The sequence below is a fragment of the Nannocystis exedens genome, assembly GCF_002343915.1.
Lineage (GTDB): Bacteria > Myxococcota_A > Polyangia > Nannocystales > Nannocystaceae > Nannocystis > Nannocystis exedens.
On the sequence record NZ_NETK01000001.1, the window covers coordinates 3,223,853 to 3,239,827 of the forward strand.

The 15,975-nt window shown below is 72.4% G+C and carries 10 protein-coding genes; 8 read left to right on the forward strand and 2 right to left on the reverse strand.

Features of this window, described 5'->3' with window-relative positions; genetic code table 11:
• Positions 1-73: 73 nt before the first annotated feature.
• Entirely contained in the window at positions 74-2,524 is a 2,451-nt protein-coding gene (hisD, locus tag NAEX_RS12600; protein WP_096327752.1) for a histidinol dehydrogenase, read from the reverse strand.
• Positions 2,525-2,602: 78 nt separating this feature from the next.
• Between hisD and NAEX_RS12610 the strand changes: the two genes are divergently transcribed.
• Positions 2,603-3,748, forward strand: a complete 1,146-nt coding sequence (locus NAEX_RS12610) for a hypothetical protein (protein ID WP_170135675.1) — start codon at positions 2,603-2,605, stop codon at positions 3,746-3,748.
• A gap of 183 nt (positions 3,749-3,931) precedes the next feature.
• Complete coding sequence (metK, locus tag NAEX_RS12615; protein ID WP_096327755.1) at positions 3,932-5,089, forward strand: methionine adenosyltransferase; 1,158 nt, start codon at positions 3,932-3,934, stop codon at positions 5,087-5,089.
• Positions 5,090-5,371: 282 nt separating this feature from the next.
• Here metK and NAEX_RS12620 read toward each other — a convergent pair whose 3' ends face one another.
• Positions 5,372-5,647 (reverse strand): hypothetical protein, encoded by a 276-nt coding sequence (locus NAEX_RS12620; protein WP_096327756.1) that lies wholly within the window; start codon positions 5,645-5,647, stop codon positions 5,372-5,374.
• A gap of 266 nt (positions 5,648-5,913) precedes the next feature.
• Here NAEX_RS12620 and NAEX_RS50090 point away from each other — a divergent pair, with 266 nt between their 5' ends.
• From NAEX_RS50090 to NAEX_RS12650, 6 genes are all read left to right on the forward strand, one after another.
• Positions 5,914-6,723 carry a dihydrolipoamide acetyltransferase gene (locus tag NAEX_RS50090; RefSeq protein WP_096327757.1) on the forward strand — a complete coding sequence of 270 codons (810 nt, stop codon included), beginning with the start codon at positions 5,914-5,916 and terminating at the stop codon, positions 6,721-6,723.
• A gap of 127 nt (positions 6,724-6,850) precedes the next feature.
• Positions 6,851-9,172, forward strand: a complete 2,322-nt coding sequence (locus NAEX_RS12630) for a tetratricopeptide repeat protein (protein WP_100793309.1) — start codon at positions 6,851-6,853, stop codon at positions 9,170-9,172.
• Positions 9,169-12,636: a tetratricopeptide repeat protein gene (locus NAEX_RS12635; RefSeq protein WP_096327759.1), complete on the forward strand. Its 3,468-nt coding sequence runs from the start codon at positions 9,169-9,171 to the stop codon at positions 12,634-12,636. Before NAEX_RS12630 ends, NAEX_RS12635 begins: the two co-directional genes overlap by 4 nt.
• Positions 12,633-14,687, forward strand: coding sequence for a tetratricopeptide repeat protein (locus NAEX_RS53775; RefSeq protein ID WP_096327760.1), 2,055 nt, complete (start codon positions 12,633-12,635; stop codon positions 14,685-14,687). Before NAEX_RS12635 ends, NAEX_RS53775 begins: the two co-directional genes overlap by 4 nt.
• A 7-nt stretch (positions 14,688-14,694) precedes the next feature.
• A complete protein-coding gene (locus NAEX_RS12645; RefSeq protein WP_143141065.1) occupies positions 14,695-15,096 on the forward strand; it encodes a hypothetical protein in 402 nt (133 codons plus the stop codon).
• Positions 15,097-15,282: 186 nt separating this feature from the next.
• Positions 15,283-15,912 carry a MotA/TolQ/ExbB proton channel family protein gene (locus NAEX_RS12650; RefSeq protein WP_096327762.1) on the forward strand — a complete coding sequence of 210 codons (630 nt, stop codon included), beginning with the start codon at positions 15,283-15,285 and terminating at the stop codon, positions 15,910-15,912.
• Positions 15,913-15,975 lie beyond the last annotated feature (63 nt).

Here is a 15,975-nt window from a genome sequence, read left to right on the forward strand (position 1 = left end):
GTTCGATCGGTCATGCGCCAAGGGACATGCCCGAACAAGCATGTCCCCGCGCACATGTCTTGGAGAGACCGGCTCAGCTCGTCGCCGCGCCGTAGCCGGGGATCACCTCGGCGAGCGCCTTGCCGAGCAGGTCGAGCTCGGCGTTCGTGCCGACGCCGACGCGCAGGCAGCCGGCCAGGCGCGGCAGGGCCGAGGCGTCCTTGACGAGGATCCCGCGCTGGGCGAGGGCCTCGGCGACGCGGGTGGCCTCGCCGGGCGGGTCGAGGCGGACCACCGCGAAGTTGGCGTGGGCGGGGAACACCCTGGCCTTGGGGATCTTGCCGAGCATCCCGACCAGCTTCTGGCGGGCCGCGAGGCTGCGGGTCAGCATCGCCTTCTGCACGCTCTCGAACTTGGTCAGCACCAGCTCGGCGATCGCCTGGCTGGTGGCCGACACGTTGTACGGGTTGCGGACCACGTTGAGCGGGCGGCGCAGCGCCGGCGGGGCCACGCAGTAGCCGACGCGCAGCGCCGCCAGCCCGATCTTCGACAGCGTCGACATGTACACCACGTTGTCGGGCAGGCCCTGGCGCCACAGCGTCGCCCCCGGCGCGTACGAGATGTAGGCCTCGTCGAGCACGAACACCGTCGTCGGGTGCTGCGCGATCAGCCGCTCGATCACCGCCGCGTCCCACAGGCTGCTGGTCGGGTTGTTCGGCCGGGCCAGGAAGCACAGCGCCGCGCCGGTGGCGACGTCGAGCGCCTCGTGCATCAGCGGCTCGTCGAGCTCGAGCTCCTCGGTGAGCGGCACCTCGAGCACGCCGATCCCGCGGCAGCGAGCCGCGTGGCCGTACATCTGGAAGGTCGGCGTCGGCACGACGATGAAGCTCGGCTCGCTCGGCCGGCCGCCCAGCGCGGTCAGCAGGAAGCCGATGATCTCGTCGCTGCCGCTGCCGATCACCACCGCCTCCGGCTCGACCCCGTGGCGCTGGGCCAGCAGCGCCCGCAGCTTGCGCCCGGACGTGTCGGGGTAGCGGTTCAGCTCGAGCTGGGCCACCCGCTTGCCGATCTCCTGCACCACTTCCATCGGCCACGGCTCGGCCAGCTCGTTCGCCGCCAGACGCGCCTTCACCGGCACCGGCTCGATGTCGTACACGTCGAGTCCCGCGAGCGCGGGCCGCAGGTGGCGAGTCCAGTCAGATGTCGTCATGAACATGTCCTCCGCGTCATGTCTTAAAAACCATGTCGTTTCGCGCAGGCGCAGCTCGGCCGCGCGTGCGTGGCCCTCGAGCCCTTCGGCGCGGGCGAGGCGGGCGATCGCCGGCGCCTGGGCGGCCAGCGCGACGCGGCCGAGCCGCAGCACGCTGGTGTGCTTGACGAAGTCCCACACCCCGAGCGGCGAGGCGAAGCGGGCCGCGCCGGCCGTCGGGAGCACGTGGCTGGGGCCGGCGGTGTAGTCGCCGGCTGCCTCGGGCGTGAACGCCCCGACGAAGATCGCCCCCGCCGTGACGATCTGGGGCGCCACCGCCTCGGCGTCGGCCAGCAGCAGCTCGACGTGCTCGGGCGCGTAGTCGTTGACGGCCGCGACCATCGCCGCGACGTCGTCGACCAGCACCGCCGCCCCGTGCTCGCGCAGCGCCTGCGACGCGATCTCGGCCCGCGGCAGGTCGCCGAGCTGGCGGGTCAGCGCCGCGATCACGGCCGGCACCAGCGGCTCGCTGTCGGTGATGAGGATCGCGCACGCGAGCACGTCGTGCTCGGCCTGGGCGATCAGGTCGGCCGCGACCAGCTCGGGGTCGGCGGCCGCGTCGGCGACGACCACGATCTCGCTCGGCCCGGCGATCCCGTCGATCGCACACAGCCCGAACACCTGGCGCTTGGCCGCGGTGACGTAGGCGTTGCCGGGCCCGACGATCTTGTCGACGCGGGGCACCGTCGCCGTCCCGAGCGCCAGCGCGGCGATCGCCTGCGCCCCGCCGATCTGGAACACGCGGTCGACCTCGGCGATCTCGGCCGCCAGCAGCACCACGTCGGGCGCCCGCGGCGTCACCAGGATCACCTCGGGCACCCCCGCGACCTTGGCCGGGATCCCGGCCATCAGCACCGACGACGGGTAGGCCGCGGTGCCGCCGGGCGCATACACGGCGACGCGGCGCAGCGGCGCGACGCGGCTGTACAAAGAGACATCTTCGATCTCGAGCCCGGTGTGGCCGTGGACCTGCGTCTCGTGGAACACGCGGATCCCGTGGGCCGCGGTGACGAGGGCGGCGCGCAGGTCGGGCGACACGCGCGCGGCCGCCTCCGCCCGCGCCTCGCGGGAGATCTCGAACTGCTCGGGCGTCAGCGTGCGCTGCTCGAAGCGGCTCGTCAGCTCGCAGACCGCCGCGTCGCCGCGCGCCCGCACGTCGGCGATGATTGCGCGCGCGGCCGCATCGGCCTCGCCTTCGAGCCCTGCCGCGCGGGAGCAGAGGCCCCGCCAGGTCGTCTGGTCCTCGGCTCTACCCCCGCCGCGGAGGTCGAGCGTGCGAAAGCCGAGGTCTCGCATGGCTCGCAAGGTACAGCGCTCACGGCCCTGACGGAAGTGAAACTCGCCCGGTTCTTGGTTATCCTGCCTGCTGCGCAGATGTCGCCCGCCGCGCACCGCACAGCTCGCGTCCTCGCGCCTGCCCGTGTCCGGGTCGGGCTCGGGCTCGCGCTCACGCTCGCGCACGCCGGCTGCACCGCGCCGGGCGCGGAGACGACCGAGGGCAGCGGCGGCGAGGACAGCAGCACCAGCGGCGTGTGGGCCGAGGCGCCCGCGCCCGCCGACGCGTGCCCCGACGCCCTGCTCGTGTCGCACGGGCGCTACCGCGGCAACCTGCGGGCGATGAAGCCCGACGACGCGACCGGCGGCGTCTGCGGGGGCGGCGGGGCCGACGGGTTCCTCCGCGTCGAGGTCCCGGTGCGGGCCGACCTGCGCGTCGCGGCCCGCGGCGTCGGCTTCGTCCCGCGGCTCTCGTTCGCCCCTGACGACTGCCTCGGCGGGCGCGAGATCGCCTGCGCCGCCGACGCTCCGCTCGAGCTGCGCGACCTCGCCGGCGGCACCGTCCTGCGCCTCGCCGTCGGCATCGACCCGACTGTCTTTTCGGACCTGAAACAAAAGCCAGCCCCCGAGGACGACCCCGACCCGCTGAGCTTCGACCTCGAGATCGGCCTGACCCGGGTCCTCGACGCCGGCGAGGTGTGCGAGCCGGCCTCGCGCGGGCGCTGCGTCGCCGGCACCCTGTGCATGACCAGCGCCCCCGGCGAGCCGCCCGCGTGTACGACCTTGCCGGCCGACACCTGCAGCACCGCCCTGCGCACGCCGGTGGTGCTCGGCGACGCCGGCGAGGCCGCGCTGGTCGTCGACCCGGCCTTGCCGCAGACCGACGCGCACGCCCACTCGTGCGGCGGCGCCGGCCTGCGCGAGCGGGTCTTGCAGCTCGATCTGCCGGCCGTGCCGCCGGCGCGGGCGCTCGAGATCACGGTCAGCCGTCCGGACGTCGGCCTCGCCGTGCGCACGCCCGGCTGCCTTGCGACCGACGAAGTGGCCTGCGCGGCCGGCATCGGCGCGCCCGCGCGGGTCGTGATCGATCGCCTCGCGGCCCGCCGCGCCGCCGGCATCGCGCCCTACTTGTTCGTCGAGTTGCCGCCCGACAGCGAACGCGACCCGGCCTTCACGCTGAACCTGCGCCTCGTGCCCGAGCCGACGCCCTGGGGCATGCCAGCGGCGCCGCCTGCTGCACCATGACGCCCTCGTGCGCGCGTGTGAGGGTTGGCAGCGGCCCGCGTGATCGGCGGGTTTGGCCCGCGTGAGATCGCCGCGAAAGGGCCGCAAAGCGCTTGCCCTGCGCAAAAGGCGCGCATATGCTCGCGCCGCGCCCGCGGGTGCCAATCCTTACGTCAACCGCCGTTCCCGCCACCGAGAGTCAAAATGGCAAGCCGACTGTTCACCAGTGAGTCCGTCACCGAAGGTCACCCCGACAAGATGTGCGACAAGATCAGCGACTCGATCTTGGACGCGATCCTCGCCCAGGACCCCCGCGCGCGCGTCGCTTGTGAGTCGCTGGTGAAGACGGGCTACGTGAACGTCGCCGGCGAGATCACCACCAGCACCTACGTCGACATCCCGCGGATCGTCCGCGCCACCGTCCGCACGATCGGCTACACGAGCTCGGACATGGGCTTCGACGCCGACAGCTGCGGCGTGCTGGTGGCCATCGAGGGTCAGAGCCCCGACATCGCCATGGGCGTCGACGAGGGCGCCGAGAAGGAGCAGGGCGCCGGCGACCAGGGCATGATGTTCGGCTACGCCTGCACCGAGACCGACGAGCTGATGCCGCTGCCGATCAGCCTCGCGCACAAGCTGACCCGTCAGCTGACCGAGGCCCGCCGCGCCGACAAGAACAGCTTCCTGCGCCCCGACGGCAAGAGCCAGGTCACCGTCGAGTACGACAACGGCCGCCCGGTCCGCGTCGACACCGTCGTCATCAGCACGCAGCACAGCGCCGAGGTCTCGCAGGCCAACCTGCGCGAGTACGTGATGGAGAGCGTGATCAAGAAGGTCGTCCCGGCCAACCTGCTCGACGCCCGCACCAAGTTCCACATCAACCCGACCGGCCGCTTCGTCGTCGGCGGTCCGATGGGCGACAGCGGCCTCACCGGCCGCAAGATCATCGTCGACACCTACGGCGGCATGGGCCGCCACGGCGGCGGCGCCTTCTCGGGCAAGGACCCGTCGAAGGTCGACCGCAGCGCCGCCTACTACGCCCGCTACATCGCCAAGAACCTGGTCGCCTCGCGCCTGTGCAGCCGCGCCGAGGTCCAGCTCGCCTACGCGATCGGCGTCGCCCGCCCCGTCAGCATCGCCGTCGACACCTTCGGCACCGGCAAGCTCGCGGACGAGAAGCTGGCCCAGATCGTCGAGGCCCACTTCGACGCCCGCCCGGCCAAGCTGATCAAGGAGCTCGACCTCCTGCGCCCGATCTACGCCCAGACCGCCGCCTACGGCCACTTCGGCCGCACCGAGCCCGACTTCACCTGGGAGCGCACCGACCGCGCCGAGGCCCTCGCGGCCGCCGCCGCCCACTGAGCCACCGCGGCTCCCGCTCGCAGCGCGACCCCGGCCCCCGTGCCGCGGTCGCGCTTCGTCGTTTCGGCCATGCATTTTTGAAGCATGCCCCTTGGAGCATGTCCTTTCGCTCACGTACAAAAGACCGAGCCCCCGCAGCGCGACCCCGGCCCCATGCCGCGGTCGCGCTGCGTCGTTCGGACATCTTTTGAGGCATGCCCCTTCGAGCATGTCCTTTCGCTCATGTCCGAAAGACCAAGAACACCCCGAGCCGGCAACGGGCGCGGTCGTCGGCAGCCAGCGCTACACCGTCGCGGGGTCGCGGAGCGGAGCGTCGCCGTCCCACGGCGCGGTGCGCAACTTCACGCGCATATGCATCGTCAGCGACGCGATGGGGCGGCCGTCGGCGGCGAACGTCTCGCTCTCCGGTCCGCCGGTACATGAGCAGCTCCTGGCCGGGCCCTCGACGATCTGCAGCGCCTCGCGCAGCGCGTCGAGCTCGGCCGCATCCTCCAGCTCCGCGGGCAGCACGTCGGCGCTGCCGATGTCTCGCCCCGGCCACACGCGCACGCGCGTCATCTCGCCGAGGGCCGCCTCGAGCGCGGCCTGGGTCGGCGATCCGGTCCATCCAACTCGACTCCTTCGTCCATCGCTCCAGTTCAGCAGGACCGCCGCGGACTGGCCACTTACACCAAGGAACCGAGCGATTGGTTCGTGGCCCCAGCACGATCTACGCGCGCGGTCGCCGCTGGTTCGATCTCGCCCTCTCCCTGCACGCACCCTTGGAGCCCCGCGAATTGTCTCCCGACTGGCTCAGAATTACGCGCCTTGGTAGCCTGTCTGTGATGGTCGCCTCGCCGTCGCGCCGGCTCTCCGTAGCAGCCCTGATCCTCGCCCTCGCCGGCGCGGGCATGTCGGCCCACGCCGCTCCTGCCGCGAAGAGGCCCAAGGAGGCCGCTCCGGCCGCTCCGGCCGCGGCGCCTGCGTCTGCCGATCCGGCCCCGGCCCAGCCGACGGCGCAGACGCCCACCCCGGCCAAGAGCGAGGGCGGTCTGCTCGGCGAGGACCCGGCCGCGAGCGCGCGGACCTCGGACCTCTACGGCGACCGGCTCGACGGCATCGAGGCCGAGGTCAACAGCCTCAAGGACAAGATCTTCCGCAGCAAGGCGCGGCTGGCTGTCCTTCGGGACACGGTCATGGCGGGCGTCGCCGCCGGCGGTCGCGTCGTCCTGGCCCACCGCAACCTCATGGGCGTCGGCTTCCGCCTGGTGCGGATCGTCTACACCCTCGACGGCGCGCAGATCTTCGCCCGCAGCGACGACTCGGGCGGCCTCGACGCGGAGGACGAGATCCTCGTGTTCGACGGCACCTTGCCGCCCGGCCCGCACGAGGCCCGCGTCGAGCTCACCTACCAGGGCCAGGGCTACGGCGTCTTCACCTACCTGCGCGGCTACACCTTCAAGTCGCCGCAGACTTACACCTTCAACGTCACCGAGGGCGGCAGCTTCAAGCTGGTCAGCAAGGGCTACGAGCGCGGCAACCTCACCACCGAGATGAAGGACCGCCCGGCCGTCGAGTTCCAGGTCGTCGGTCAGGACGGCGCCGCCGCGGCCGCGCCCAAGGCCGAGCCCGCCGCGGCCGCGCCCGCCAAGTAGTGACCCCATGTCGCGCGCGCTCGCCCGCCTGGCCCTGGCCTGTGCCCTGCTCGCCCCCGCGGCGGCATCGGCTGCGCCATGGAACATGCCCGTAAGAGCAGGTCTCGTCGTACCTGTCCCTTCCGGCATGTCCCTGCGCTCCCCCGTGCTCGCCGCCCCCGGCCCGCGCGTCCCGGCGCCCGCCGCCGACGCCGCCCCGAGCGGCGACGCCGCCCGCCTGCTCAGCGACGCCGAGGACGCGATCAAGGCCGCCGAGCAGGTGACCGCCACCCCCGCGGGCCCGAGCGCGTCCGACCTGGCCGAGCGCCTGGTCGCAGGCCAGGTCCAGCTCGAGGGCGGGGACGCCGAGGGCGCCGCGATCGTCTTCCTCGACCTGCTGGAGAACGCCCCCGGCACCCCGGCGGCCGTGCAGGCCCGCTACTACCTCGGCGAGGCGCTGCTGCAGCTGCGCATGCGCCGGTGGGCCAGCGAGTGCTTCTCGCTCACCCTCGCCGACGCCGGCCCCGAGGCCCGCCGCCTCCACCAGCGCAGCGTCGCCCGCCTGCTCGAGCTCGCCGCGCCCGCCCGCGCCCGCGGCCACGCGCGCAAGCAGGGCCTGTCGGTCATGCCCGAGCTGCGCGCGCGCATGCAGTCGGTCGGCCTCGACGCCGACCGCGGCCCCGGCAGCGAGCTCAGCGCGCTCGACGTCACCCGCCTGCGCGGATGGGTCGCCGCCGTCCCGCCCGACCAGCGGATCCCCGAGCTCCGCTACGCCTGGGGCCGCTTCCTGTTCCTGTCGAAGGAGTACGGCGAGGCGCTGGTCGAGCTCGACGGCCTCGTCCCCGCCGACCTGCCTCTCGGGACATCCGCGCCGGCCTGGCGCAGCCTGCTGCGCGCGACCTACGTCGCCGGCGCCGCCGCGGCCGCGCTCGGCCGCCTCGACGACGCGATCGTCCGCTTCGACCGGATCGTCGCCACCCGCAGCCTGCCCGGCGCGGCGGAGCAGGAGATCCGCGAGCTCGCGTGGATGGCCCGCGCGCGGATCTTCCACGACCGCGGCGACTACGACGGCGCGCTGCTGTCGTACCGCTCGATCGGCCGCGCCTCGCCGCTGTACGCCTCGGCGCTGTACGAGATCGCCTGGACCCTGCTCCGCGCCGACCGCCACGAGGCCGCCCTGGCCGCGCTCGACCAGCTGCTGCGCGAGACCCCCCACAGCGCCGCCGCGGCCGAGGCCAAGTCGCTGCGCGGCAAGCTGCAGATCCGCCGCCGCAACTGGAAGGCCGCCGAGGACGAGTTCGCCGCCCTGCGCCGCCACTTCGACGACCAGTACAAGGCGGTCGCGCCGGCCCTGGCCGTCGGCAGCGACGCCCTCGACTACGTCGGCGCCGTCATCCGCTCCGACCCGCGCCACTTCAGCCTCGACACCCTGGTCCCGCGCGCCGCCATCCCGCTGGCGCGCAACCTGCCGCGCGCGGTGCAGGCCGAGCGCCTGGCCCGAGAGACAGGTGAGACCGAGCACCTGCTGCGCGAGACGATGGCGCTGCTCGAGCGCATGGAGATCGCCGCCGCCTCGCCCGAGCGCGCGCTGCTGTTTACCGACCTCGGCGCCCACTGGCAGGCCCTCGACCGCGCCGCCCGCGACCTCGGCGAGGCCGGCGAGGCGCTGCTGACCGCCGTCGGCCGCAGCCCCGGCGGCGCCGCGGCCGAGATGCGCCGCACCGTCGACGCCCTGTTCGAGCGCCCGTCGAAGCACTTGCGCCGCGTCAGCGACCTCGCCGACCCGCTGGCCGCCGCCCGCGCCGAGACCACCGCCTTGCGCGCGCGCCTCCACGGCCTCGAGTACGCCCACCGCGAGTCGTCGCGCCGCGGCTCGCCCGACCCGTTCTTTCAGGAGGCCGCGGCCCTGCGCAGCGAGCTCGGCGCGCTCGAGGACAGCCTCGAAGCCGCCCACCGCGGCCTGCAGACCGCCCGCGCCACCCTGCGCTTCACCGACCCGCTGCCCGGCACCCGCCGCGACGCCATCGCCGCCCACAACGTCCTCGTCGGCAACCTGTGGCCCGGCGGCGGCGGCGAGGGCGTGCGCGAGCAGTGGCAACGCCGCCAGCGCCTGCTGATCCGCCTCGACGCCGCCCGCAAGCGCCTCGGCGCCGCCGCCCAGGCCCGCCTCGCCCGCGCCGTCGTCGTCCTCAAGGAGGAGCGCGACAACCTCACCCGCTACCGCGACGAGCTCGAGGCCCTGCGCCCGCGCGCCGACGTCACCGCCGCCGAGGCCGTCCACGCCGGCATCCGCGACGTCGCCGCCGACCTGCGCTACTGGACGATCCGCGCCGACGTCGGCCTGCTCGACGTCGCCTGGGCCACCAAGGAGGCCGAGCTCGAGCTGGCCCGCGAGCTCGAGCGCACCCGCGACCGCAGCGTCAAGAACATCGACCGCGCCGTCACCGAGGCGCTGGAGGACAGCGAGTGAAGCGCCTGTCCCTCCGGCCATGGCTCTTGGCACCTGCCCTCTGGGCCCTGTCCCTTGCGACATCCGCGCCCGCCGCCGCCCTGCCGCGCGGCGAGCTGCCGTCGCCGACGGGCTGGCAGGGCATCCTCGGCGAGCCGGGCTCGGGCGTCGCGCGCGAGCCGACCGGCGCGGTCGACCGCCGCGCCCTCTCCGTCCCCCCGGCGCGCCTGCCCAAGACCCCCGAGGACGACAAGGCGCTGGCCGACCTCGAGGCGATCTTCGCCCGCTACCGCCGCGCCGCCGCCGTCGCCGCCGACACCCTGGCGATCGTCACCGTCGTCGAGGCCGAGCGCGGCCGCGGCAAGCTGCAGAAGCAGCTCGACGGCGAGATCGCCGCCCACAAGGCCAAGGCCCTGCAGCTGCGCGAGGCCGCGATCGCCCGCTACGACGGCTTCCTCAAGCAGAACCCGTCCGACCCGAGCTGGACCCCGGAGATCCTGTTCCGCCTGGCCGAGCTCCACTTCGAGGCCGACAACGAGCGGTTCGCCCGCGCCGAGGCCGACTACGAGAAAGCCCTGCTCGCGTTCGAGGATCGCAAAGACAAGAAGAAGACCGACGTCCCGCCCGAGCCGCCGAAGGTCGACTACTCGAAGAGCGTCGCCCTGCTGCACGACCTCAACGCCCGCTTCCCCGGCTATGTCCACGCCGACGCCGCCCTGTACTTGATGGCGATCCTCCGCTTCGAGGAGGAGCGGTTCGACGAGAGCCGGCAGACCATGCTCGCGCTGGTGTGCGCCGATCGCTACGCCGTCCCCGGCCCCGATGGCAGCGGCGTCGTCCCGGCCAGGAACTTCCGCGCCGGCGACTACAACGGCTGCAACCCGCGCAAGCCGGGCAGCAAGTACGTCGCCGAGACCTGGCTGCGGATCGGCGAGATCCACTACGACCTCGACGAGATGCGCCCCGCGCTCGAGGCCTACACCGAGGCCGCGCGCGACACCCAGGGCCCCTACTTCGACGAGGCGACGATCCGGATCGCCTGGACCCTCTACCTCCAGCGCGACTTCCCCGGCGCCGCCGCCCGCCTCGACGAGTACGTGCGCCTGGCCGAGAGCATGAAGGCCGCCGGCGACGACTCGGCGATGGCGCTGCGCGACGACGCCATCCGCTACATCGCCAAGTGTTACATCGAGGACGACTGGGACCTCGACGGCAACCCCGACCCGGCGGTCGGCTTCGCCCGCCTCGAGCGCGACTACAAGGCCCGCGGCGGCGAGAAGCACGTCCCCGAGATCTACGCCGCCCTCGGCGACCTCTACGCGTTCCAGACCGACTTCAAGCTCGCCATCAAGATCTGGGACGCCGCCCTCGCCCGCTGGCCGACCGCCGCCGCCGCGCCGCTGCTGCAGAAGAAGATCCTCGACGCCCAGGTCGCGCTCGGCGACAAGAACGGCGCCCGCACCGCCCGCGACGCCCTCGCCAACAACTACCTGCGCGGCACCCCGTGGTTCTACGCCAACGAAGCCGACACCGAGGCGATCGACGCGGCGATGAAGCTCGTCGAGGAGGCCCTGGTCGCCAGCGCGGTCGAGCGCCACGCCTACGCCCAGAGCTTGCGGGCCGCCGGCGACCCGCGGGCCGAGGAGGAGTACAAGAAGGCCGCCGCCGCCTACGCCGCCTACCTCCTGCGTTACCCCGACACGCCTTCCTCTTATCAGTACCGCTACGACTACGCCGAGAGCCTCTACTACAGCGGCCAGTACCTCGAGGCCGCGCGCGAGTACATCACCGTGCGCGACAGCAACACCGCCGCCAGCCGCCAGGTCGACGCCGCCGAGGGCGTGGTGTTCTCGCTCGAGGCCTACGTCGAGGACGAGCAGAAGGCCGGAAAGCTGACCCTGCCGGACATGCCGAAGCAGGACGCGGTCAAGCCGCCGTTCGACCCCAAGCCGATCCCCGAGGCCTTGCTGGCGCTGCAGGCCGCCTACGACAAGCTGGTCGCCATCAAGCCCGACGCCAAGGCCGCCGGCAGCCTGGCCTTCAAGTCAGGCGCGATCAGCCAGCGCTACTTCCACTGGGACGAGGCCGAGGTCCGCTTCACCCGCGTCATCGACGACTACTGCGGCGAGAACGTCGCCATCAACGCCGGCTTCTCGATCATCGACGGCAAGGTCATCCGCGGCGACCTCAAGGCCGCGCAGGAGTGGACCGAGAAGCTGCTGCAGAAGGGCTGCGGCGACGCCGAGCAGAGCGAGAAGTTCGCCGGCGACCTCAAGACCCTCGGCAACGCGGTCCGCTTCCAGGAGGCCAACCAGCTGTTCGAGGCCGGCGAGTTCGAGGCCGCCGCCGACCGCTACACCGCGCTGGTCGACCAGGCCCCGAAGGACCCCAACGCCGACCGCGCGCTCAACAACGCCGCCGTCGCCTACGAGAAGATCGGCCGCTTCGGCAGCGCCTCGAAGACCTACGAGCGCATCTACAAGCAGTACCCCGACAGCGAGTTCGCCGACGACGCGCTGCTGCGCTCGGGCCTCAACCACGTGCGCTTCTTCGAGTTCGACGACGCCGTCGCCAGCTACCTCGTGCTCGCCCAGGACGAGCGCTACAAGGCCAGCGAGCACCGCCTGCTCGCGCTCAAGAACGCCGCCGACCTGCTCGACAACCTCCAGCAGTACAGGAAGTCGTCGGACCTGTTCGTCCGCTACGCCGCCCAGACCCCTGACCCCAAGGAGGCCGCCGACGCCAGCTTCCGCGCCGCGCTGGTGCTCGGCAAGACCGACGACCACAAGGCCGCCGAGACCGCCTTCGCCGCCTTCCTCGCCAAATTCGGCGCCGACCCGACGCAGGCCGCCAAGTCGGTCGAGGCCCACCTGCGGATCGGCGAGGCCCGGGCGGCCCGCGGCGACCGCAAGGGCGCCGAGACGGCCTACCGCGAGTGCGTCGCGCTCTACACCGCCCGCGGCCTGCAGGCCGCCTCCGACGCCGCCGACTTCCCGTCCGAGGCGCAGTTCCTGCTGTCGGAGTACAGCCTGTCCGACCTGCTCGATTTCAAGCTGACCGGCACCGGCAAGAAGTTCGCCGACAGCGCCAAGGTGCTGTTCGACAAGGTCGTCGCCGCCAGCAAGTCCTACGACTCCGTGTTCCCGTACCGCCGGATCGAGTGGGTGCTGGCGGCGATGTTCCGCCGCGGCTACGCCTTCGAGGTGACCGCGATCAAGATCCGCGAGGCCCCGGTCCCGCGCGAGCTCAAGGAGTACAGCGAGCCCTGGTTCGCCTACAAGGACATCGTCGAGACCGAGGCGGGCAAGTTCGAGGCCAAGGCGATCCAGCTGTACGAAGAGACGATCAAGCGCGGCAAGGAGTACGGCGTCGCCAGCGAGTGGACCAAGAAAGCCCTCGAGCGCATGAACATCTACAAGCCCGACCAGTACCCGCTGCTGCACGACGCCAGCGTCGACCTGCAGGTGGAGGACCGGCGTCGATGACTGCGCTTCGGGACATGTCCGTTCGCGCCTGTCTCTTGAGCCTCACCCTGGCGCTCGCCTGCGACAAGCCGGCCGGCGAGGCCAAGCCCCCGGACAAGACCGCCGCCACCGAGCCCGACGCGAGCTGGCAGCCCGAGGCGGTCGAGCAGCCGGCCGAGGCCGCCGCCGGCGACAAGCCGCCGGCCAAGAAGAACCGCGACCGCGACCCCGAGGAGGAGCGGCGCAAGCTGGCCGCCTCGCACCAGCAGAGCCAGCAGGCCGGGCAGGCGCTGCGCCAGGGCGACCTCGCCCGCGCCCTCGACCTGTCGCGCGAGGCCCTGCGGATCCACGAGCAGAACGTCGACGCCATGCTCGTCATGGCCGAGGCCTTCCTCAAGCAGGGCAAGCACGAGCTGACCCAGACCGTCACCAGCTCCGCGCTCGCCGTCGACGCCAAGGTCATCACCCCGGAGGAGACCTCGCGCGCCTACAACCTCAAGGGCTTCGCCTACCTGGCCGCCGACAAGCAGACCCTCGCCACGCAGTCGTTCCGCAAGGCCGCCGAGACCGACGCCGGCAACGCCACCGCGTGGAACAACCTCGGCGCGCAGTACCTCCGCACCGGCAACTTCAAGACCGCCGCCGAGTGCTTCGTCTACGCGCTGAAGCTCGACCCCAACTTCTTCAAGGCCCACCTCAACCACGGCAGCGCGCTGCGGGCCCTCGGCGACGTCGTCGGCGCCGAGAAGGCCTATCAGACCGCGCTCCGCCTGCGCGCCGACTACCCCGACGCCCACTTCGACCTCGGCGTCCTCTACCTCGACGCGCCCGAGTTCCCCGGCCTCGACGTCACGACCCGCCTGCAGCGCGCGCTGATCCACCTCGGCAAGTACCGCGACCTCGCCCTCGCCGGCGGTGGCGCCGCCGCCGCCAAGGGAGATCGCTTCACGGACGATCTCGCCCGCGTGAAACGCGAGACCGGCGCCAATAAACCTCGTTCTACTCCGGGCAAGGAGTCGGTGAGCATCGCCCAGGCCGACCTCTACATCGACCTGGCCAAGAAGGGCCTCGAGCGCGAGAAGCGGCGCCTCGAGCGCGAGGGCAAGGCCCCACCTGCCTCCAAGGACAGCTCACCGGGCGCTCCCGGAGCCCCGAGCGCACCTGGCCTCAAGGACAGCCAGCCGAACGGCGACGCCACCCCGGCCGCGGGACCCGCCTCACCTGGCCCCAAGGACAGCTCCGCGAAGCCGGCCGATCCGGCCGCCTCCGCGACATCCGGCGGCCCCGCTGCCGGACCCGCCGCGACGCCGCCTGCCGGTTCACCACCCTCGCCGACCGGCGCTGCAGCGGCCAAACCCGGCACCGCTCCGCCAGCCGCCGGCCCGGGCGGTGCTGCTGCCACCCCGCCTGCCACCGCCAAGCCCGGCGGCACCGCTCCCGCGACCCCGCCCGCGACCGCCAAGCCAGGCGCCGCGCCGCCGCCCGCCGGCCCTGGCTCCACCTCTCCCGCCCCGACTCCCGGCCCGCCAGGCTCGGCCACGCCCCGCCGTCCGCCCCGCCGGCCGCCGCCAAACCGGGCGCAGCCGCGCCTCCGCCTTCTGCCAGTCCACCACCCGCCGCCAAGCCGGCCGCTCCCCCGCCCGCGACCCCTCCCGCCACCGCCAAACCCGGCGGGAACGCCGGTCCTCCGCCGCCCACGGCCAAACCCGGCGCCGCCACCCCGCCGTCGGCCCAGAAGCCGGGCAGTGCGGCTTCGCCCACCCAGAAACCGGGCGGCAGCGGGGGCGCCAGCGCCCCATGAGAAATTCGGCGGGAGTGATCTCCGGCCGCCGGAAAAAATTCGCGAACCGGTGTCGCCGTCCGAGACCGCCGCTCCGCCCCGCCCGTTTGCCGTCCACCGTGGTGACGGAGCCCCGCAGCGAGACGACGGCCGGCGAATCGACGGGCCTCGTGGTCGTGCACGCCATCCGCCCGGCCCTCCGCTGCTCCGCCTCTCACCCCAGCACCGCGCGTTCGGCCCGGGGTACGCCGAAAACTCGTTGGTGGAATTCTCCGCGGCGTTCACTGTATAACGCGGTCGTGCTCCGCTCACGCCGTTCTGCCGCCGCTCGCCCGCATCTGGGCATGAGCCGCGCGCGGATGTGGCGGCTGCTCGTCTTCCTGTTCGTGCTGGCACCGGTCTCGGCTCCGGCCCTGGCTGCTGCTGCACCCCCACCGGCGCCCGCATCAGGGCCGGGCGCCAAGGCGACCAAGGCCCCGGCGAAGGCTCCCGAGCCGGCCGGTCGCACGTCCACCACCACCACCAACCCCGGCGGCAAGAAGGTGATCTCGCTCGACGACGAGTTCCTCGTCGAGGGCCAGTTGGAGAAGCCGAGCGCGTTCTACGTGCTGCGGCGCTCGTCCACCGACTACGACTGGGCGCGTCTCGACGCGACCATGACGCCGCTGGTGCTTGAAAGTGTCTGGGATCCTTTGTTCTAATCGACCCTGAAAAAGCTTCAGGCGCCTGCGGGCCTGAGAAAACCACGCGGGTCGGGCGCTCTCCGCGCGCGAAAGCTCCCGCACCCGAGTCCGAACCCAACAACCACCACCACAGCCGGGATGAACCCGGTCGACGAGCGACACAGTCGGGACTCACACCCCGGTCTCTGAGGAGGATAAGCGGCCATGGATTTTGCGCAGTTTTACCAGGAAGGCGGCGTCTGGATGCACCCCATCGCCGTCTGCGCCGTGCTGGGCGCCGGCGTCATGATCGAGCGCTTCATTTTCTTGTTCTTCCGCTTCAACATCAACGGCGCGCAGTTCTTCAACCAGATTCAAAAGCTGGTGATGGCGAACAACATCGACCGCGCCATCAAGCTGTGCAACGCGGCTGACAAGGCCGCGCTGGCCCGCGTGATGAAGGCGGGTCTGACGCGCGCCAACAAGAGCGAGTCGGACATCGCGGCGGCGATCGAGGAGGCGATGCTCGAGGTCTCGCCGGCGATCACCAAGCGCATCTCGATGATCGCGGCGGTCGCGAACATCGCCACCCTGCTCGGTCTGCTCGGCACGATCTTCGGCATGATCGACGCCTTCACCGCGGTGGCCGTGGCGGCCGCCGACCAGCGGTCGCAGGCGCTCGCGAAGGGCATCTCGATCGCCATCAACACCACCGGCTTCGGCCTCATGGTGGCGATCCCGCTGCTCTCGGCGCAGGTCTTCATCCAGGGCCTGGCCAAGAAGATCGCGGACGAGGTCGACCTGTACGCGGTCAAGCTCGAGAACCTCCTCGCCGCGCGGGTGCGTCAGGGGTAACGCGGCTCGGCGCGATGGCTGTTCCTCGGGCCATGTCCTTGGAGACAGCCAGCGAGCCGACCG

Bases quoted from the DNA above. Each gene is read 5' to 3' on its own strand.
- hisD (WP_096327752.1), bottom strand. From the start codon at position 2,524: ATGCGAGACCTCGGCTTTCGCACGCTCGACCTCCGCGGCGGGGGTAGA.
- NAEX_RS12610 (WP_170135675.1), top strand. From the start codon at position 2,603: ATGTCGCCCGCCGCGCACCGCACAGCTCGCGTCCTCGCGCCTGCCCGT.
- metK (WP_096327755.1), top strand. From the start codon at position 3,932: ATGGCAAGCCGACTGTTCACCAGTGAGTCCGTCACCGAAGGTCACCCC.
- NAEX_RS12620 (WP_096327756.1), bottom strand. From the start codon at position 5,647: ATGACGCGCGTGCGCGTGTGGCCGGGGCGAGACATCGGCAGCGCCGAC.
- NAEX_RS50090 (WP_096327757.1), top strand. From the start codon at position 5,914: ATGGTCGCCTCGCCGTCGCGCCGGCTCTCCGTAGCAGCCCTGATCCTC.
- NAEX_RS12630 (WP_100793309.1), top strand. From the start codon at position 6,851: ATGTCCCTGCGCTCCCCCGTGCTCGCCGCCCCCGGCCCGCGCGTCCCG.
- NAEX_RS53775 (WP_096327760.1), top strand. From the start codon at position 12,633: ATGACTGCGCTTCGGGACATGTCCGTTCGCGCCTGTCTCTTGAGCCTC.
- NAEX_RS12650 (WP_096327762.1), top strand. From the start codon at position 15,283: ATGGATTTTGCGCAGTTTTACCAGGAAGGCGGCGTCTGGATGCACCCC.